The sequence below is a fragment of the Pseudomonas juntendi genome (assembly GCF_021560075.1).
GTDB lineage: Bacteria > Pseudomonadota > Gammaproteobacteria > Pseudomonadales > Pseudomonadaceae > Aquipseudomonas > Aquipseudomonas juntendi.
This window is the reverse complement of record NZ_CP091088.1, coordinates 5,511,447-5,530,971: the sequence shown is the minus strand read 5'-3', so window position 1 is coordinate 5,530,971 and position 19,525 is coordinate 5,511,447. Positions and strand designations below refer to the sequence as shown.

18 protein-coding genes and 1 pseudogene are annotated in these 19,525 nt (G+C 57.1%); 13 read left to right on the top strand and 6 right to left on the bottom strand.

Annotated features, from left to right (window positions below; all coding sequences use genetic code 11):
• Positions 1-3 precede the first annotated feature (3 nt).
• Both L1P09_RS25595 and intI1 (L1P09_RS25590) read right to left on the bottom strand, forming a co-directional pair.
• A complete protein-coding gene (locus L1P09_RS25595; RefSeq protein WP_003090771.1) occupies positions 4-564 on the bottom strand; it encodes a recombinase family protein in 561 nt (186 codons plus the stop codon).
• Positions 565-938: 374 nt separating this feature from the next.
• Positions 939-1,952 (bottom strand): class 1 integron integrase IntI1, encoded by a 1,014-nt coding sequence (gene intI1 / locus L1P09_RS25590; RefSeq protein WP_000845048.1) that lies wholly within the window; start codon positions 1,950-1,952, stop codon positions 939-941.
• Between the two features lie 352 nt (positions 1,953-2,304).
• Here intI1 (L1P09_RS25590) and L1P09_RS25585 point away from each other — a divergent pair, with 352 nt between their 5' ends.
• The 3 genes from L1P09_RS25585 (at position 2,305) to L1P09_RS25575 (ending at position 4,479) form a co-directional block, all read left to right on the top strand.
• Positions 2,305-2,961 (top strand): quinolone resistance pentapeptide repeat protein QnrVC1, encoded by a 657-nt coding sequence (locus tag L1P09_RS25585; protein ID WP_000415714.1) that lies wholly within the window; start codon positions 2,305-2,307, stop codon positions 2,959-2,961.
• 204 nt (positions 2,962-3,165) lie between these two features.
• Positions 3,166-3,528 (top strand): cupin domain-containing protein, encoded by a 363-nt coding sequence (locus L1P09_RS25580; RefSeq protein WP_065761995.1) that lies wholly within the window; start codon positions 3,166-3,168, stop codon positions 3,526-3,528.
• Between the two features lie 111 nt (positions 3,529-3,639).
• On the top strand, positions 3,640-4,479 hold the full coding sequence (locus L1P09_RS25575) for an AadA family aminoglycoside 3''-O-nucleotidyltransferase (protein ID WP_096862041.1): 840 nt from the start codon (positions 3,640-3,642) through the stop codon (positions 4,477-4,479).
• A gap of 239 nt (positions 4,480-4,718) precedes the next feature.
• Here L1P09_RS25575 and L1P09_RS25570 read toward each other — a convergent pair whose 3' ends face one another.
• Positions 4,719-5,762 carry an IS110 family RNA-guided transposase gene (locus L1P09_RS25570; protein ID WP_096862040.1) on the bottom strand — a complete coding sequence of 348 codons (1,044 nt, stop codon included), beginning with the start codon at positions 5,760-5,762 and terminating at the stop codon, positions 4,719-4,721.
• A gap of 221 nt (positions 5,763-5,983) precedes the next feature.
• Between L1P09_RS25570 and L1P09_RS25565 the strand changes: the two genes are divergently transcribed.
• From L1P09_RS25565 to L1P09_RS25520, 8 genes are all read left to right on the top strand, one after another.
• Positions 5,984-6,331, top strand: a complete 348-nt coding sequence (locus L1P09_RS25565) for a quaternary ammonium compound efflux SMR transporter QacE delta 1 (protein ID WP_000679427.1) — start codon at positions 5,984-5,986, stop codon at positions 6,329-6,331.
• Positions 6,325-7,164 (top strand): sulfonamide-resistant dihydropteroate synthase Sul1, encoded by an 840-nt coding sequence (sul1, locus tag L1P09_RS25560; RefSeq protein ID WP_000259031.1) that lies wholly within the window; start codon positions 6,325-6,327, stop codon positions 7,162-7,164. Before L1P09_RS25565 ends, sul1 begins: the two co-directional genes overlap by 7 nt.
• A gap of 127 nt (positions 7,165-7,291) precedes the next feature.
• Entirely contained in the window at positions 7,292-7,792 is a 501-nt protein-coding gene (locus L1P09_RS25555; RefSeq protein WP_000376623.1) for a GNAT family N-acetyltransferase, read from the top strand.
• A gap of 506 nt (positions 7,793-8,298) precedes the next feature.
• Positions 8,299-9,063, top strand: coding sequence for an IS6-like element IS6100 family transposase (locus L1P09_RS25545; RefSeq protein ID WP_001389365.1), 765 nt, complete (start codon positions 8,299-8,301; stop codon positions 9,061-9,063).
• A 557-nt stretch (positions 9,064-9,620) separates the two neighbouring features.
• Positions 9,621-11,108, top strand: coding sequence for a SulP family inorganic anion transporter (locus tag L1P09_RS25535; RefSeq protein ID WP_119673428.1), 1,488 nt, complete (start codon positions 9,621-9,623; stop codon positions 11,106-11,108).
• Between the two features lie 14 nt (positions 11,109-11,122).
• Entirely contained in the window at positions 11,123-11,974 is an 852-nt protein-coding gene (locus L1P09_RS25530; protein ID WP_119673427.1) for a universal stress protein, read from the top strand.
• Positions 11,974-12,333 (top strand): TraR/DksA family transcriptional regulator, encoded by a 360-nt coding sequence (locus tag L1P09_RS25525; protein WP_119673426.1) that lies wholly within the window; start codon positions 11,974-11,976, stop codon positions 12,331-12,333. The genes L1P09_RS25530 and L1P09_RS25525 overlap by 1 nt, the downstream gene beginning before the upstream one ends.
• Before the next feature lie 45 nt (positions 12,334-12,378).
• Positions 12,379-13,341 (top strand): SdiA-regulated domain-containing protein, encoded by a 963-nt coding sequence (locus L1P09_RS25520; RefSeq protein WP_119673425.1) that lies wholly within the window; start codon positions 12,379-12,381, stop codon positions 13,339-13,341.
• 51 nt (positions 13,342-13,392) lie between these two features.
• On the opposite strand, the pseudogene L1P09_RS25515 reads toward L1P09_RS25520, so the two are convergent.
• Positions 13,393-15,792 (bottom strand): annotated as a pseudogene (locus L1P09_RS25515) (Tn3 family transposase); the annotation flags it as partial.
• Positions 15,793-15,927: 135 nt separating this feature from the next.
• Here L1P09_RS25515 and L1P09_RS25510 point away from each other — a divergent pair.
• The gene (locus L1P09_RS25510) at positions 15,928-16,551 is read left to right on the top strand and encodes a recombinase family protein (RefSeq protein ID WP_003155741.1); all 624 of its coding nucleotides are present in this window, start codon (positions 15,928-15,930) and stop codon (positions 16,549-16,551) included.
• 238 nt (positions 16,552-16,789) lie between these two features.
• Here L1P09_RS25510 and arr read toward each other — a convergent pair whose 3' ends face one another.
• Both arr and L1P09_RS25500 read right to left on the bottom strand, forming a co-directional pair.
• Positions 16,790-17,242 carry an NAD(+)--rifampin ADP-ribosyltransferase gene (gene arr, locus L1P09_RS25505; RefSeq protein ID WP_235768292.1) on the bottom strand — a complete coding sequence of 151 codons (453 nt, stop codon included), beginning with the start codon at positions 17,240-17,242 and terminating at the stop codon, positions 16,790-16,792.
• A 176-nt stretch (positions 17,243-17,418) separates the two neighbouring features.
• Positions 17,419-18,159 carry a subclass B1 metallo-beta-lactamase IMP-15 gene (locus L1P09_RS25500; protein ID WP_063860575.1) on the bottom strand — a complete coding sequence of 247 codons (741 nt, stop codon included), beginning with the start codon at positions 18,157-18,159 and terminating at the stop codon, positions 17,419-17,421.
• A 152-nt stretch (positions 18,160-18,311) separates the two neighbouring features.
• Between L1P09_RS25500 and intI1 (L1P09_RS25495) the strand changes: the two genes are divergently transcribed.
• The gene (intI1, locus tag L1P09_RS25495; RefSeq protein ID WP_000845048.1) at positions 18,312-19,325 is read left to right on the top strand and encodes a class 1 integron integrase IntI1; all 1,014 of its coding nucleotides are present in this window, start codon (positions 18,312-18,314) and stop codon (positions 19,323-19,325) included.
• Positions 19,326-19,525 lie beyond the last annotated feature (200 nt).

Here is a 19,525-nt window from a genome sequence, read left to right as displayed (position 1 = left end):
GGTTCAGTCGTCCTTGCGAAGGTACTGATAGAGGGTTTCTCGGCTGATGCCGAACTCGCGGGCGAGCTGCGCCTTCGGCTCGCCCGCAGCGGCCCGCTGCCGCAGCGTGATGGCTTGCTCGTCGGAGAGGGCTTTCTTGCGGCCCCGGTAGGCACCGCGCTGCTTGGCCAGGGCGATGCCCTCGCGCTGCCGCTCGCGAATCAGGGCGCGCTCAAACTCGGCAAAGGCCCCCATGACCGACAGCATCAGGTTGGCCATCGGCGAGTCCTCGCCGGTGAACACCAGGCCTTCCTTCAAGAACTCGATGCGCACACCGCGCTGGGTCAGCTTCTGCACCAGGCGGCGCAAATCATCGAGGTTTCGTGCCAGGCGATCCATGCTGTGCACCACCACGGTGTCGCCTTCGCGAACGAAACCGAGCATGGCCTCCAGCTGGGGACGCTGGGTGTCCTTGCCCGAGGCTTTGTCGGTGAACAGCTTGCCGACCTCGACCTGTTCAAGTTGGCGTTCCGGGTTCTGGTCGAAGCTGCTGACCCGGACGTAACCGATGCGTTGTCCCTGCAAGATGCCTCCATGGGCTGGATGGGCGGCAGGGCTTGCGTTGGTTTTTGGTTCCATTGCGCCCGAAGCCTTGAATTTGTCAGGCTGAAATCTATGACCTTGGCAAGCATGTGTCAAAGAATGTGAAAGCGGACTCTATTCTGACGGCGTGATGCGCCTTGCCTGACATCCAGTTTGTCGTTTTCAGAAGACGGCTGCACTGAACGTCAGAAGCCGACTGCACTATAGCAGCGGAGGGGTTGGATCCATCAGGCAACGACGGGCTGCTGCCGGCCATCAGCGGACGCAGGGAGGACTTTCCGCAACCGGCCGTTCGATGCGGCACCGATGGCCTTCGCGCAGGGGTAGTGAATCCGCCAGGATTGACTTGCGCTGCCCTACCTCTCACTAGTGAGGGGCGGCAGCGCATCAAGCGGTGAGCGCACTCCGGCACCGCCAACTTTCAGCACATGCGTGTAAATCATCGTCGTAGAGACGTCGGAATGGCCGAGCAGATCCTGCACGGTTCGAATGTCGTAACCGCTGCGGAGCAAGGCCGTCGCGAACGAGTGGCGGAGGGTGTGCGGTGTGGCGGGCTTCGTGATGCCTGCTTGTTCTACGGCACGTTTGAAGGCGCGCTGAAAGGTCTGGTCATACATGTGATGGCGACGCACGACACCGCTCCGTGGATCGGTCGAATGCGTGTGCTGCGCAAAAACCCAGAACCACGGCCAGGAATGCCCGGCGCGCGGATACTTCCGCTCAAGGGCGTCGGGAAGCGCAACGCCGCTGCGGCCCTCGGCCTGGTCCTTCAGCCACCATGCCCGTGCACGCGACAGCTGCTCGCGCAGGCTGGGTGCCAAGCTCTCGGGTAACATCAAGGCCCGATCCTTGGAGCCCTTGCCCTCCCGCACGATGATCGTGCCGTGATCGAAATCCAGATCCTTGACCCGCAGTTGCAAACCCTCACTGATCCGCATGCCCGTTCCATACAGAAGCTGGGCGAACAAACGATGCTCGCCTTCCAGAAAACCGAGGATGCGAACCACTTCATCCGGGGTCAGCACCACCGGCAAGCGCCGCGACGGCCGAGGTCTTCCGATCTCCTGAAGCCAGGGCAGATCCGTGCACAGCACCTTGCCGTAGAAGAACAGCAAGGCCGCCAATGCCTGACGATGCGTGGAGACCGAAACCTTGCGCTCGTTCGCCAGCCAGGACAGAAATGCCTCGACTTCGCTGCTGCCCAAGGTTGCCGGGTGACGCACACCGTGGAAACGGATGAAGGCACGAACCCAGTGGACATAAGCCTGTTCGGTTCGTAAGCTGTAATGCAAGTAGCGTATGCGCTCACGCAACTGGTCCAGAACCTTGACCGAACGCAGCGGTGGTAACGGCGCAGTGGCGGTTTTCATGGCTTGTTATGACTGTTTTTTTGTACAGTCTATGCCTCGGGCATCCAAGCAGCAAGCGCGTTACGCCGTGGGTCGATGTTTGATGTTATGGAGCAGCAACGATGTTACGCAGCAGGGCAGTCGCCCTAAAACAAAGTTATGTGCTTTCTCTAAAACAAGCCAGATTCACTGAAACTTTCTTCTGGCTGGCCGCATCGGTCGTTTCGAATTAGCCACCTTTAAAATGCCGTTTTGATGCCTTATTTTGGCTAAAACGGGGTGTTTTAAGTTTCTGTTTTTATTGGTTTTGTTTTTGTTGAGAACTTTCAGGTAAATGATAGTCTTCAAATCAAATGTTTTTTGGAGCCACAGCATGGAAAAATCAAAGCAATTATATAATCAAGTGAACTTCTCACATCAGGACTTGCAAGAACATATCTTTAGCAATTGTACTTTTATACATTGTAATTTTAAGCGCTCAAACCTCCGAGATACACAGTTCATTAACTGTACTTTCATAGAGCAGGGGGCATTGGAAGGGTGCGATTTTTCTTATGCTGATCTTCGAGATGCTTCATTTAAAAACTGTCAGCTTTCAATGTCCCATTTTAAGGGGGCAAATTGCTTTGGTATTGAACTGAGAGATTGTGATCTTAAAGGAGCAAATTTTAGTCAAGTTAGTTTTGTAAATCAGGTTTCGAATAAAATGTACTTTTGTTCTGCATACATAACAGGTTGTAACTTATCCTATGCCAATTTTGAGCAGCAGCTTATTGAAAAATGTGACCTGTTCGAAAATAGATGGATTGGTGCAAATCTTCGAGGCGCTTCATTTAAAGAATCAGATTTAAGCCGTGGTGTTTTTTCGGAAGACTGCTGGGAACAGTTTAGAGTACAAGGCTGTGATTTAAGCCATTCAGAGCTTTATGGTTTAGATCCTCGAAAGATTGATCTTACGGGTGTAAAAATATGCTCGTGGCAACAGGAACAGTTACTGGAGCAATTAGGGGTAATCATTGTTCCTGACTAAGCGCAAGATTCGGCTACGCACATAACAAACGCTTTAAGACGGATTCGCAACGTTTGGCGGTTTTAGTTTGAATTGGCTTTTGTATTTACGGTGTAATAATTGAGTGTTGTGGTAGCGTTGCTCACCACTTAAGCGGGCGTTAGAACGTCCAGGCGCAGTTGCGTTTTTAGTACGTGTCCAATCAGTTTTAAATGAGGTGTGAACATGAAAGCAGAAACGGAATCGCGGATTTTTTCGGTGGATGAATATGTCCGTCCGTCTAACGGCGAACCGATTCGTTCGGTTGTTCTGGAAACCAACGACTCCGTCATTGTTGTTTGGCACGCCCACCCTGGGCAGGAAATAGCTGCCCATGTCCATCCTCACGGCCAAGATACTTGGACGGTTATCTCAGGAGAAGCCGAGTACTATCAAGGTGACGGCGTAGCCACTCATATTAAAGCTGGAGATATTGCCATCGCAAAACCTGGGCAAGTACATGGTGCAATGAACTCTGGCCCAGAACCTTTTATATTTGTCTCAGTGGTTGCGCCGGCCAATGCCGGTTTTGCGTTGGCTGAAAAATAAACAGCCACATATGAGTGCCAAGTTACTACGTTCTAACAATCGGCTGCACGGCGACCGGTTTTCCGCTGCTTCGCAGCTACAAACCGGCGCGTGAGCCGGGCGTTAGACATCATGAGTAACGCAGTACCCGCCGAGATTTCGGTACAGCTATCACTGGCTCTCAACGCCATCGAGCGTCATCTGGAATCAACGTTGCTGGCCGTGCATTTGTACGGCTCTGCACTGGACGGTGGCCTGAAGCCATACAGTGATATTGATTTGCTGGTTACTGTGGCTGCACAGCTCGATGAGACTGTCCGACAAGCCCTGGTCGTAGATCTCTTGGAAATTTCTGCCTCCCCTGGCCAAAGTGAGGCTCTCCGCGCCTTGGAAGTTACCATCGTCGTGCATGGTGATGTTGTCCCTTGGCGTTATCCGGCCAGACGGGAACTGCAATTCGGGGAGTGGCAGCGTAAGGACATTCTTGCGGGCATCTTCGAGCCCGCCACAACCGATGTTGATCTGGCTATTCTGCTAACTAAAGTAAGGCAGCATAGCCTTGCATTGGCAGGTTCGGCCGCAGAGGATTTCTTTAACCCAGTTCCGGAAGGCGATCTATTCAAGGCATTGAGCGACACTCTGAAACTATGGAATTCGCAGCCGGATTGGGAAGGCGATGAGCGGAATGTAGTGCTTACCTTGTCTCGCATTTGGTACAGCGCAGCAACCGGCAAGATCGCACCGAAGGATATCGTTGCCAACTGGGCAATTGAGCGTCTGCCAGATCAACATAAGCCCGTACTGCTTGAAGCCCGGCAGGCTTATCTTGGACAAGGAGAAGATTGCTTGGCCTCACGCGCGGATCAGTTGGCGGCGTTCGTTCACTTCGTGAAACATGAAGCCACTAAATTGCTTGGTGCCATGCCAGTGATGTCTAACAATTCATATATGGACTCTCCCCACAAGTGGTGAGCAAAGCATTGCTTTTGCACCTGTCGTCAGCGCGGTTGCATTCGTATATCCGGCCTGTTGTGGGCTTTCTTGCCCTGGCCAATCTGTAGTTCGCGCAGCGGGGGCCAAGCGTTCAATCGATCACGCGGATCATGATTGTTATCGGCCTTATTCCGCTGCAGGACTCGCCTGTTCCGACAGTGCTGCTGTTCACCACAACCACCAGAAAACCATCTTGCCGTTCTGATTACCCCCCGCCGTCAGGCGGGCTTTGTGCTTTGCCAATTGCCATTGAAGCGCCGCTCATGGCACCACACGGCCCAGCAGATCCGCACCAGTTTGTTGGCCAGGGCTACCGCAGCCTTGTTGTGGCCGATGCGCGCCGCCGTTGCCACGGCCCAGCGTTGCAGCTGCGTCAGCTTTTCCGGGGTACGTGCCTGACAGCGTTGTGCAGCCAGCAAGGCTGCCCGTGAGCCATGGATTAGCAGGGTACGCACATAGACGTTGCCCTGTCGGCTGATGTGGCCGAGCTTGCGGCGCTCGCCACTGCTGAACTCGCGCGGGGTCATGCCCAGCCAGGCACTGAGCTGGCGACCACTGGCAAAGCGCTCGGGCCTGCCAACGGCGGCTGTCAGGGCGCTGGCGGTCAGCAGCCCAATGCCGCTGACCTCATCCAGCTTGCGTACGATGTCATCGTCGGCATGCCAGCGTTTGAGCTGCTGCTCGCACTCGGCCATGCACTGCTCATACAGGTTGATTTCGGCCAGGACGATATGCAGCAGACGGCTCAGGGGCGCGAGCTCGGGCTGGTCAACCCGCTCGCTGGCGGCGCGGATGAAGGCGGCGGTCGAGGCGGGGGCCTCGATACCGGCTTCACGCAATAGACCGCGCAGCAGGTTGATCCGCTGGGTGCGGCTTTTCTTCCAGGTTTCCCGCAGCCCGTGCAACTGTTGCAGCTGTTGCTGGCTGTGGCTTTTCACCGGCACGGGATGAATATCGGTGCAGCGTGCCGCTTCGAGCATGGCGTCGCAGTCATTGCGGTCGGTCTTGTTGCGGCGGCGATAGGGCCGCACGTAGCGCGGATGCAGTAGCCTCACCTGATGCCCCAGGGCTTGCGCTACACGTCCCCAGTAGTGGGCCGTGCCACAGGCCTCCATCACCCACTCGACCGGTTCGGCCTGCTCCTGTATATATCGCCGGAACGCCTCTCGGTTCAGCCGCTTGCGCTGCACCACCTGGCCGGAACGGACACTCTCGGCAACTTGGTAAACGGATTTGGCCAGATCAACTGCAATGCGTTTCATACCGACTCTCCCAATTTCAGCCACCACGATGCTTGGTATAGAAGGGTGGTGCGGGGGGAGTCCATTACAGCATTCAAGCCGAACCCGCTTCGCGGGTCGGCTTAATTCAGGTGTTAGATGCACTAAGCACATAATTGCTCACAGCCAAACTATCAGGTCAAGTCTGCTTTTATTATTTTTAAGCGTGCATAATAAGCCCTACACAAATTGGGAGATATATCATGAAAGGCTGGCTTTTTCTTGTTATCGCAATAGTTGGCGAAGTAATCGCAACATCCGCATTAAAATCTAGCGAGGGCTTTACTAAGCTTGCCCCTTCCGCCGTTGTCATAATCGGTTATGGCATCGCATTTTATTTTCTTTCTCTGGTTCTGAAATCCATCCCTGTCGGTGTTGCTTATGCAGTCTGGTCGGGACTCGGCGTCGTCATAATTACAGCCATTGCCTGGTTGCTTCATGGGCAAAAGCTTGATGCGTGGGGCTTTGTAGGTATGGGGCTCATAATTGCTGCCTTTTTGCTCGCCCGATCCCCATCGTGGAAGTCGCTGCGGAGGCCGACGCCATGGTGACGGTGTTCGGCATTCTGAATCTCACCGAGGACTCCTTCTTCGATGAGAGCCGGCGGCTAGACCCCGCCGGCGCTGTCACCGCGGCGATCGAAATGCTGCGAGTCGGATCAGACGTCGTGGATGTCGGACCGGCCGCCAGCCATCCGGACGCGAGGCCTGTATCGCCGGCCGATGAGATCAGACGTATTGCGCCGCTCTTAGACGCCCTGTCCGATCAGATGCACCGTGTTTCAATCGACAGCTTCCAACCGGAAACCCAGCGCTATGCGCTCAAGCGCGGCGTGGGCTACCTGAACGATATCCAAGGATTTCCTGACCCTGCGCTCTATCCCGATATTGCTGAGGCGGACTGCAGGCTGGTGGTTATGCACTCAGCGCAGCGGGATGGCATCGCCACCCGCACCGGTCACCTTCGACCCGAAGACGCGCTCGACGAGATTGTGCGGTTCTTCGAGGCGCGGGTTTCCGCCTTGCGACGGAGCGGGGTCGCTGCCGACCGGCTCATCCTCGATCCGGGGATGGGATTTTTCTTGAGCCCCGCACCGGAAACATCGCTGCACGTGCTGTCGAACCTTCAAAAGCTGAAGTCGGCGTTGGGGCTTCCGCTATTGGTCTCGGTGTCGCGGAAATCCTTCTTGGGCGCCACCGTTGGCCTTCCTGTAAAGGATCTGGGTCCAGCGAGCCTTGCGGCGGAACTTCACGCGATCGGCAATGGCGCTGACTACGTCCGCACCCACGCGCCTGGAGATCTGCGAAGCGCAATCACCTTCTCGGAAACCCTCGCGAAATTTCGCAGTCGCGACGCCAGAGACCGAGGGTTAGATCATGCCTAGCATTCACCTTCCGGCCGCCCGCTAGCGGACCCTGGTCAGGTTCCGCGAAGGTGGGCGCAGACATGCTGGGCTCGTCAGGATCAAACTGCACTATGAGGCGGCGGTTCATACCGCGCCAGGGGAGCGAATGGACAGCGAGGAGCCTCCGAACGTTCGGGTCGCCTGCTCGGGTGATATCGACGAGGTTGTGCGGCTGATGCACGACGCTGCGGCGTGGATGTCCGCCAAGGGAACGCCCGCCTGGGACGTCGCGCGGATCGACCGGACATTCGCGGAGACCTTCGTCCTGAGATCCGAGCTCCTAGTCGCGAGTTGCAGCGACGGCATCGTCGGCTGTTGCACCTTGTCGGCCGAGGATCCCGAGTTCTGGCCCGACGCCCTCAAGGGGGAGGCCGCATATCTGCACAAGCTCGCGGTGCGACGGACACATGCGGGCCGGGGTGTCAGCTCCGCGCTGATCGAGGCTTGCCGCCATGCCGCGCGAACGCAGGGGTGCGCCAAGCTGCGGCTCGACTGCCACCCGAACCTGCGTGGCCTATACGAGCGGCTCGGATTCACCCACGTCGACACTTTCAATCCCGGCTGGGATCCAACCTTCATCGCAGAACGCCTAGAACTCGAAATCTAACGTCCGTTCGGGCATCGAGGTCCATGTCGGGGTGGGACGGGCCCGTGGCTTCAAGATCACTTGCAGTCCGACCGCGATGTCTTGGTTGCGCGAGAGGTTGTCGATATCCTCCACTTCCATCATCAACCCTGGATAATGCCGCCGCCGTCATCGCCGCCGACGCCCGTGCCGGGCTTTTCGGGCCTGTCAGGCTTGCTCGGCCTTCAGCCTGCCTGGGCGAGATCTCCGGCGGACGGATTAACGGCGGAGCTTCGCCGCCTTTCGTGCGTGTGAAGGCCGAAGATAGTTCTCTCAAAAACATCCGTTTATGAGAGATACCAAATGTCATTTTCAGAAGACGACTGCACCAGTTGATTGGGCGTAATGGCTGTTGTGCAGCCAGCTCCTGACAGTTCAATATCAGAAGTGATCTGCACCAATCTCGACTATGCTCAATACTCGTGTGGGCTCTGTTGCAAAAATCGTGAAGCTTGAGCATGCTTGGCGGAGATTGGACGGACGGAACGATGACGGATTTCAAGTGGCGCCATTTCCAGGGTGATGTGATCCTGTGGGCGGTGCGCTGGTATTGTCGCTATCCGATCAGCTATCGCGACCTTGAGGAAATGCTGGCGGAACGCGGCATTTCGGTCGACCATACGACGATCTATCGCTGGGTCCAGTGCTACGCCCCGGAGATGGAGAAGCGGCTGCGCTGGTTCTGGCGGCGTGGCTTTGATCCGAGCTGGCGCCTGGATGAAACCTACGTCAAGGTGCGGGGCAAGTGGACCTACCTGTACCGGGCAGTCGACAAGCGGGGCGACACGATCGATTTCTACCTGTCGCCGACCCGCAGCGCCAAGGCAGCGAAGCGGTTCCTGGGCAAGGCCCTGCGAGGCCTGAAGCACTGGGAAAAGCCTGCCACGCTCAATACCGACAAAGCGCCGAGCTATGGTGCAGCGATCACCGAATTGAAGCGCGAAGGAAAGCTGGACCGGGAGACGGCCCACCGGCAGGTGAAGTATCTCAATAACGTGATCGAGGCCGATCACGGAAAGCTCAAGATACTGATCAAGCCGGTGCGCGGTTTCAAATCGATCCCCACGGCCTATGCCACGATCAAGGGATTCGAAGTCATGCGAGCCCTGCGCAAAGGACAGGCTCGCCCCTGGTGCCTGCAGCCCGGCATCAGGGGCGAGGTGCGCCTTGTGGAGAGAGCTTTTGGCATTGGGCCCTCGGCGCTGACGGAGGCCATGGGCATGCTCAACCACCATTTCGCAGCAGCCGCCTGATCGGCGCAGAGCGACAGCCTACCTCTGACTGCCGCCAATCTTTGCAACAGAGCCTCCGTCGCCATGCTCACCTCGCTTTGGTGCACACGAGTATTGAGCATAGTCGAGATTGGTGCAGATCACTTCTGATATTGAACTGTCAGGAGCTGGCTGCACAACAGCCATTACGCCCAATCAACTGGTGCAGTCGTCTTCTGAAAATGACATCCAGTTAGGGTATAGCTCAGGCTGACATCCAAGCAGGACGCCCTACTCAGGGTTGACTCGCAGTAATTACCCTCTTCCTGTAGACTGTCGCGGCCATTGAGTTACCAAAGACACTCGATAAGACCTCATGCTTACCCTGCAAAACATGATCTGGCTGCCTACGCCGCCATAGCGCTTCGCCCCCCGCATCATCTGTGACTGCTTGCTCTGCCAGCGGTCGCGCTCTGCTGTGCTTTCGGTTTCAACACCCGCCACAGCCCCCCTACATCCGACAATTTGACCTCATATCGACCAGTTGCACATGGCCTGCGCCATGCTGCGCTGCGTGATCCATTGCCTTGGGAATTCTGATGCTCCACTCGTTAAAACAAACCTGGTTATCCAACATCCGTGGCGACATCCTCGCCGGTATTGTGGTCGCACTGGCCCTCATCCCTGAAGCCATCGCTTTCTCGATCATTGCCGGGGTTGACCCCAAGGTCGGCCTGTACGCCTCTTTCTGTATCGCCGTGGTGATCGCCTTTGTCGGTGGCCGACCCGGAATGATCTCGGCCGCAACCGGGGCCATGGCACTGCTGATGGTGACCCTGGTCAAGAATCATGGTCTCGAATACCTGCTGGCCGCCACGCTGCTATGTGGTGTTTTACAGATCGCTGCTGGGTACCTGAAGCTCGGCTCACTGATGCGCTTCGTCTCGCGCTCGGTGGTGACCGGCTTCGTCAATGCCCTGGCGATCCTGATCTTCATGGCTCAGCTACCCGAGTTAACCAACGTCACCTGGCACGTCTACGCCATGACAGCCGCAGGCCTCGGCATCATCTATCTGTTCCCCTACGTCCCCAAGATCGGCAAGCTCATCCCATCGCCGCTGGTGTGCATCATCGTGCTGACCGCCGTCGCCATGTCGGTTGGGCTAGATATCCGCACGGTCGGCGATATGGGCCAACTGCCCGATACGCTGCCAATCTTCCTCTGGCCTGACGTGCCGCTGACGTTCGAGACGTTGGCCATCATCTTCCCTTACTCGGCAGCACTGGCCGTGGTCGGTCTGCTGGAGTCGATGATGACCGCGACCATTGTTGACGACCTGACCGACACCCCCAGCGACAAGAACCGCGAGTGCAAGGGCCAGGGCGTGGCCAACATTGCTTCGGGTCTGCTCGGCGGTATGGCCGGCTGCGCGATGATTGGTCAGTCGATCATCAACGTGAAATCCGGTGGTCGTTCGCGCCTGTCGTCCCTTGCCGCAGGCGTATTCCTGCTGCTGATGGTGGTGTTCCTCGGCGACTGGTTGAAGCAGATCCCGATGGCGGCGCTGGTGGCAGTGATGATCATGGTGTCCATCGGCACCTTCAGTTGGGATTCGCTGCGCAACCTGAAGAAGCATCCGCTGTCGACCAACATTGTCATGGTCGTCACCGTGGTGGTCGTGGTCGCCACCCATAACCTGGCCTTCGGCGTGCTGGCCGGCGTGCTGCTGGCCGCGATGTTCTTCGCCAACAAGGTTGGCCATTACATGGCGATCAGCTCTTCGCTGGACGAAGCCGGCGAGCATCGTAGCTATAACGTCACCGGCCAGGTGTTCTTCAGCTCAGCAGACAAGTTCGTCGCGGCCTTCGACTTCAAAGAAGCCCTGAACAAGGTAACCATCGACCTGAATCGCGCCCACTTCTGGGATATCACCGCCGTTGCCGCTTTGGACAAAGTGGTCATCAAGTTCCGCCGCGAAGGCACCGAAGTCGAAGTGCTGGGCCTCAACGAAGCAAGCGCCACTATCGTGGATCGCTTCGGCGTTCACGATAAACCCGACGCCATTGATCAACTCATGGGCCACTGAGAAGGAGAACAACAATGAACCACATAATCGCCTGTATCGACGGTTCCGCCTCGGCCCCAGCCGTGTGCGACTATGCGGCCTGGGCCAGTCTGAGCCTGGAAGCCCCGTTGACCTTCCTGCATGTGCTGGATCAGCGCCAGTACCCGGTTGCACCGGATCTGAGTGGCAATATCGGCCTTGGCAGCCGCGAGCACCTACTCGATGAGCTTGCTTCCCTGGATGAACAGCGCGGCAAGTTGGCCCTGGAGCAGGGGCGGATCATGTTAGCGGCCGCGAAAGAGCGGGCCATGAAGGATGGTGTGGCCGCACCGGAGTCCAAGCAACGTCATGGCGATCTGCTGGAGAGCCTGCAAGAGCTGGAAAGCGAAACGCGCCTACTGGTCATCGGTCGCCAGGGCGAGTCTAGTGGAGGCCTGAGTCAGCATGTCGGAAGCCAGCTGGAAAGCGTGATTCGTGTCATGCACCGGCCGATCCTGGTCACCCCGACCAGCTTTCAGAAGCCCCAGAGCGCAATGCTGGCCTTCGATGGCAGTGCTACTACCCGCAAGGGTGTGGAGATGCTGGCAGCCAGCCCCCTGCTGAAGGGACTACCGATCCACCTGGTCATGGTCGGGCCCGTGAACGACGAGTCGTCGGCGCAGCTGGACTGGGCGCAAAAAGTGCTGCTCAACGCCGGGTTCACTGTTCGTGCCGAGACCCTGAGCGGTGAGATAGAGCCTACCCTGCACGCCTATCAGAAAGAGCATGGCATTGATCTGCTGGTGATGGGGGCCTATGGCCATTCCCGTATCCGGCAGTTCCTGGTCGGAAGCACCACGACCAGCATGCTCCGCACCACCACCAGTCCGCTGTTACTGCTGCGCTAATGGCCATGGACGACGCCCTCGATCTTGCCCATTTCAAGACCCTGCTGGAACAGCGGGCTGCCGAGCTGGATCGATTGCTGGAAGACGCTGAGTCTCGCTCGCAATCGGTAGAGCTGGATCAAGGCAAGGTAGGGCGTTTGTCGAGGATGGATGCACTCCAGCAGCAAGCAATGAACGATGCCATCCGCAGTCGGGCGCAGCATGAACGCGTCCGCCTCCAGCTGGCCCTCAAGCGTTGGCACGAGGGTGAGTATGGCTGGTGTAACCAATGCGGCGAGTTGATCGCCTCAGGCCGCTTGGAATTCGATCCGGCCACGCCACTGTGCATCACCTGTGCCAGCCGCGTCGAGTCGGGTTGAAACCACCGCGCGGCGCGCTGCATCTCCCAATTAACGAGGTCTCTGATGTATTCGATGGCTAAACACTGGCTGGGCCGAACACGGAAAGCAAGTGCTTGGATGTGGGTGCTGTTGTGCCTTGCCCTGCTCGCCGTATTCCAAGTCCGCACCCATCACCTTGATGATCGTTTGTACTTCTGGATCAAGACCCACTGGCACACCGATGATTGGCAGGAGCGCTCTGTGTGGCTGCCTGACTATCGGGTTGAGCTGGATGCTAAGCCGGTTCCAGGTGTGGACAACAATCTTTCGGGCCTGACCTTCGACCCTGACCTAAACCTGCTGTGGGCGGTCACCAACGGCCCAAACGAACTATTGGCCCTCAGTCGTGACGGTGATGTGGAAAGACGTTACAGCCTGGATGGCTTCCACGATGTGGAGGCGGTGTCCTATGCCGGCAACGGCCAGCTGGTAATCGCCGAAGAGCGCCGGCAGAGCCTGGTTGTCGTGGATGTCCCCATCGCTGAAGACGGTAAACTTTCTCCTGATCGACCATTGAGCCGAGACCAGTATCCAGCTCTGACCCTGGCGCTTGGCAAGGAGGACAACAAAGGCCTTGAAGGGCTCGCCTACGACCTGAAAGGCGACCGCCTGTTTGTGACCAAGGAGCGTGACCCCCGCCAATTGCTGGAAGTGGGCGGCCTTCGTGCCAGCCTGGCAGGAGGTTTTTCCCTGCACGTCCGCGACCTGTCCAGCTTGGTAAAGGACAAGGTGTTTGCGACTGACTTATCTTCGGTCGTCTTCGACCAACAGAGTGGCCATCTGATTCTGCTCAGTGACGAGTCGAAACTGCTGATTGAAATGACCGACGAGGGCAAAGTGGTGAGTTTCCGCTCCCTGGCGAGAGGGTTTGCTGGTTTGCTGAAGGGCATACCCCAGGCCGAAGGCGTAACCATCGACGATGAAGGGTATTTGTACGTGGTCAGCGAGCCGAACCTGTTCTATCGCTTTAGCCGCGAGACAGATTAACCGGTCAACAAGCTACAGTCGGGCGTGGTCGGGACGCTTGCACTGTTAGCGTACGATTTTTTCCGAATTCTGCGGGCTCCCCATCAACGCTCGCAGGTGCGCCGGGGCGGCCGACGGATTGAACGCGTAGAGCCGTTTGGATGGCAGGTCGCGGATGCGCGGAGCGAACCGGTAGCCGAGAATGGCACATGCGGCAAAGACGTGATCGGTGAAGCCGCCCGTGTCGGTGAACTGCTCGCGGATATGGCGTCCAGCATCGTTCATCAGCAGGCCATCGAGGATGTAAGGCGCTTCGCTTGCCGTTGCAGGAATCACCTGGGTTGCGAACGGCGCATATTGGTCGGAGACGTGGCTATAGGCTTTCAGGCCCGGGGTATTGCCATATTTCGCGTTGACCAGGTTCATGGCCTCACCTTGCTCTGTAGCGACGAAGAACTGTCCGTCGCTCGAAGCCGACGTGCCCATGCCCCAGAACCGGGCCATGGGTAACGCTGCCTGTGCCTCGACCACCATGGCCAGCGCCCGGTCATAGGCTTCGCCCTCGACATGCCACCGTCCAATGCGGATCAATTCCCAGAAGGTGTGGGTGTTTGTCGCATCCGCCATTTTGCGCAAGCCGAGGTTGATCCCTTCCGCCAAGATAACGTTCATTAGCCCGATCCGGTCAGCGCAGGGTGCTCCTGTGCGCAGATGGGTGAACGCTTCGGTGAAGCCGGTCGCCGCATCCACCTCCAGCAGGAGATCGGTGATGCGCGTGGGCGGGATCTGCTTGTAGAGATCGAGCACCAGATCTTCGGCGCCTGTCGGCGCGGCGGCTTCGAGTTTCTCGATATGCAGAACGCCGTTTTCAATCGACCCGCCCGGGATCGTGCCTGCGCGAGCGGCACGGCCAAGCTCGCGCAACCGCATGTCGAGGCGAGCTTGCCGGTCTGCCAGCCATTCCTCCGGCCGCAATGGCACAGCGAGACGACCGCCTTCCGCGATGGATTGTGCCGGAACGAGTGCGTGTTTCAGATCGCCATAGCGCCGGGACCTAGTAAGCCAGACATCTCCGGAGCGGAACGCATCGCGCAGATGGAACAGCACCGCGATCTCCCATAGGCGAGCGTCGCCAGCCCTCTGGGCCCGAAGGTGGCGATGCCATTTCGAGCTGGGCCGCAAGAAGCTGGTCATCGCGGCATCGTTCAAACCGGTACGAAGGGCCGTCACCGCTTCCAGAAGCGGCAGTGCAACGGGCGCAGCTCGCAGATCGAGCAGGCGCAACATGCGTGGAGCGTATCGGCGGAAGCGGTGATAACCGTCGAGCACATGATTGAGCGGATCGTCGGCCATGGTGGCGGTCAGCCTGGTTGCCATTGCAACAAGGGTTTTTAAGCCGTCCCACCCTGACCCACTCGCGATGACATCGCCCAGCGGCTGGCCATCATCCTGTGCATCGACCAGGGCGCCCCCGATCTCGGCGAAGGATTTCAGGGTGTCACGCACCACCCCCGCTTCGTCTGCGACCTTTGCATGGCAAATACGCTCCGAAGCACGGTAGAGACGGCCGACGATCCGGTCGTGGGTTTCGACCACTGCGTCGGCCAACATCGCCTGCCATTCCGAGACGCAAACAGCCAAGATCGCAAGCCGCCTGTCCTCCGGGAGATCGCGCATGCCGTCGGCATAATACCGTTCACCCTGCCTGCGCAGACGAGTCACCCGATGGGCAGGAACGCCGGCAAGCAGATCCTCGGGGAGATCGATGCGTTGCAGATATTCGAGCCGGTCGAGCAGCCGGTTGGCCGACGAAGAGTTCGAGCCAGGCTCGAACTGGCGCAGCCACACAAAACGGGTCACCCGATCATCAGCCGTCTCCTCGAGCAATGCCAGCAACTGTTCTCGGATCGACATAGGCAGCCGACTGGCGATCCTCGTCTCGATGCGTCGCTCGGCATCGACGAGAGCCGCGGCACAAAGCCGCTCGATCGTGGATGTCGCGGGAAGGACAGTGCGGGTGCGTCGGCACTCGGCTACGAAGCGACGGGCGATATCCTCGTTCGACACCGCCATCTCGGCTTCTCGGAACAACCATTCCTTCAGCTCGCTCGCACCACGTCCGGAGAAGGTGCGGAAGCCGTAGAGCCCCCGTAACTCGGCAAGATGCTCGTGCCGTGTTTCCTCGCGGGCAGCATAGTCTACGAGATCGTCGGCACCCAGGCCAAGCTGCGCTCCGATAAATTCGATGACCTCTGCAGGGATCAGTTCGCCTGGAGCCAGCACCCGGCCGGGATAGCGCAGGACACACAATTGCAGGGCGAAGCCGAACCTGTTGTGAGCGCGCCGACGCAGCCTGATATGCCCAAGGTCTTCATCACTCAGCGTATAGTGCTTGAGCAAATCCGTCTGTGAAGTCGGCAAGCGCAACAGCGCGTCTTTCTGCCGATCGGTTAGAGTGACGCGACGCGGCATACATGTTCCTTTTTCAAAATCTGATAGCGTTCAAGACGCTTTGTTTATGAAGCTGGTTGAGATACATTTCCAGAGGTCAATGCAATCGTGGCCGAAGCGCCGCCTCAAACCAACGTATACGTGACGGGTGAAAAGGTGCTGATCGGCTACATGCGGGTATCGAAGGCGGACGGATCCCAGTCCACCAATTTGCAACGCGATGCGCTCATCGCCGCTGGTGTGAGCCTTGCGCACCTTTACGAGGATCTGGCCTCGGGCAGGCGCGATGATCGCCCAGGGTTGGCTGCTTGCCTGAAGGCGCTTCGTGAAGGGGACACGCTGATCGTGTGGAAGCTCGATCGGCTTGGCCGTGATCTGCGCCACCTGATCAACACCGTGCACGACCTAACTGCGCGTAGCGTGGGCCTGAAGGTCCTGACCGGTCACGGTGCGGCGGTCGACACGACGACTGCCGCCGGCAAGCTTGTGTTCGGTATTTTTGCCGCGCTGGCCGAGTTCGAGCGTGAGTTGATTTCCGAGCGAACAGTCGCTGGACTTATCTCGGCGCGCGCTCGCGGCAGGAAAGGGGGGCGCCCCTTCAAGATGACCGCCGCCAAGCTACGCCTGGCGATGGCCAGCATGGGGCAACCGGAAACCAAGGTGGGCGATCTCTGCGAAGAACTCGGGATTACCCGGCAGACGCTCTACCGGCACGTGTCGCCCAAGGGCGAACTGCGGCCAGACGGCGTAAAGCTGCTCTCCCTCGGTTCAGCCGCATAAATGGAGGCGACCTGGAACGGGGCGCTGTTCAGTGCGGCAACGATCCGATTACCGGTGTCGACCCAGAGCAGCCGTAGAGCTTTTGGGAAAGCTGTCGTTCAACGCTAAGTTCAGCCGCAGTCTGTAAGTTGGTTTTTTGTGGAATACTTTTGCGTAGCAAAACCACAAAAAGGCGACTTACAGACTGTCGAGTGCGCGAAGCGCACGTTGCTGGAACGATTTGTTAGGCAGGCTCCGCTTAATCATATATGACATGAAGACCATTGCGCTTTAGATTCTCCAAGGAATCCAGCATCGTTTTCAGGGCTTCAGCAGAGTGTCCCTCCCACTCTTCAACGAGCCCAACAATCTGGAGGGGTTCGGAAGTTCGATAGGACATTGTTGGATTCCCTGGAAATTTCTTATTGGTAAGATTAGGGTCATCCTCAAAAGGTCCAGTTGGTTCAACTAAGTATATGTATCCCCGGCCATCTAGACCTGACAGTGAAACAGCAAGTTCAGCGCCCCAAATTGCTGGCTCAAGCATAGCTGAAAAATAAACGTGTTTGAGTGTGCGACCCTCTTCAAAATGAGTGTTGAACCCAGTTGTTAGGAGTTCACCTACCGATAATTTAGCTTTGGTACCATGATAAAACGGTCCCTGCATATCTTTACAATTTGCATGCGTGATTGGAACCCAATCTTTCATCATTCTTCACTCCGAAGGTTGGAAAAAGGTTTGGCAGCCTAACGCTGAGTTCAGCGGCAGTTTTTAAGTTGTGGTTTTATGGAATACTTTTGCGCAGCAAAACCATAAAACTGCGACTTAAAAACTGTCCAGCGCAGGCACGAAGTGCCGGAGCGGTGCTGCAACGACTTGTTAGAAAATTAGTTACTTGGCAGTGATGGTTTTTTACTTTCTTTTAGCCCTTTAACAGCCTGCTCCCAAGTAAGTTTCAAGAGTGATGCGTTCCCAGTTTCACTATGACTTGAAACAACCAACTTTGCTTTACCATATTTAGACATTAATATTTTGGCGGACTTTGGCCAAGCTTCTAAATTTGCGTCACCCAAATTACCAAGACCGTACGGTTTAACAAAACAACCACCGAACAAAACTCTATTTTCAGGTAGCCAAACCACTACGTTATCTGGAGTGTGCCCTGGACCAGGATAAAAAACTTCAATCTTATTATTAACTAGCCAATAGCTACCTCCGCTAAATGAATTTTTAGCTTGTACCTTACCGTCTTTTTTAAGAAGTTCATTTGTTAATTCAGATGCATACGTGGGGATAGATTGAGAATTAAGCCACTCTATTCCGCCCGTGCTGTCGCTATGAAAATGAGAGGAAATACTGCCTTTTATTTTATAGCCGCGCTCCACAAACCAAGTGACTAACTTTTCAGTATCTTTTGCCGTAAATGGAGTGTCAATCAGATAGGCCTCAGTATTTACAAGAACCACCAAGCCGTGTTTAGGAACAACACCCCAACCGTTAACTTCTTCAAACGAAGTATGAACATAAACACCTTCGTCAAGCTTCTCAATTTTTAAATCTGGCAAAGACTCTCCTGCGGCAGTAATGCTACAAAACATAAACATAAAGAATACAGATAACTTGTTCATACTTTACCTTTTCTAACTTTGTTTTAGGGCGACTGCCCTGCTGCGTAACATCGTTGCTGCTCCATAACATCAAACATCGACCCACGGCGTAACGCGCTTGCTGCTTGGATGCCCGAGGCATAGACTGTACAAAAAAACAGTCATAACAAGCCATGAAAACCGCCACTGCGCCGTTACCACCGCTGCGTTCGGTCAAGGTTCTGGACCAGTTGCGTGAGCGCATACGCTACTTGCATTACAGCTTACGAACCGAACAGGCTTATGTCCACTGGGTTCGTGCCTTCATCCGTTTCCACGGTGTGCGTCACCCGGCAACCTTGGGCAGCAGCGAAGTCGAGGCATTTCTGTCCTGGCTGGCGAACGAGCGCAAGGTTTCGGTCTCCACGCATCGTCAGGCATTGGCGGCCTTGCTGTTCTTCTACGGCAAGGTGCTGTGCACGGATCTGCCCTGGCTTCAGGAGATCGGAAGACCTCGGCCGTCGCGGCGCTTGCCGGTGGTGCTGACCCCGGATGAAGTGGTTCGCATCCTCGGTTTTCTGGAAGGCGAGCATCGTTTGTTCGCCCAGCTTCTGTATGGAACGGGCATGCGGATCAGTGAGGGTTTGCAACTGCGGGTCAAGGATCTGGATTTCGATCACGGCACGATCATCGTGCGGGAGGGCAAGGGCTCCAAGGATCGGGCCTTGATGTTACCCGAGAGCTTGGCACCCAGCCTGCGCGAGCAGCTGTCGCGTGCACGGGCATGGTGGCTGAAGGACCAGGCCGAGGGCCGCAGCGGCGTTGCGCTTCCCGACGCCCTTGAGCGGAAGTATCCGCGCGCCGGGCATTCCTGGCCGTGGTTCTGGGTTTTTGCGCAGCACACGCATTCGACCGATCCACGGAGCGGTGTCGTGCGTCGCCATCACATGTATGACCAGACCTTTCAGCGCGCCTTCAAACGTGCCGTAGAACAAGCAGGCATCACGAAGCCCGCCACACCGCACACCCTCCGCCACTCGTTCGCGACGGCCTTGCTCCGCAGCGGTTACGACATTCGAACCGTGCAGGATCTGCTCGGCCATTCCGACGTCTCTACGACGATGATTTACACGCATGTGCTGAAAGTTGGCGGTGCCGGAGTGCGCTCACCGCTTGATGCGCTGCCGCCCCTCACTAGTGAGAGGTAGGGCAGCGCAAGTCAATCCTGGCGGATTCACTACCCCTGCGCGAAGGCCATCGGTGCCGCATCGAACGGCCGGTTGCGGAAAGTCCTCCCTGCGTCCGCTGATGGCCGGCAGCAGCCCGTCGTTGCCTGATGGATCCAACCCCTCCGCTGCTATAGTGCAGTCGGCTTCTGACGTTCAGTGCAGCCGTCTTCTGAAAACGA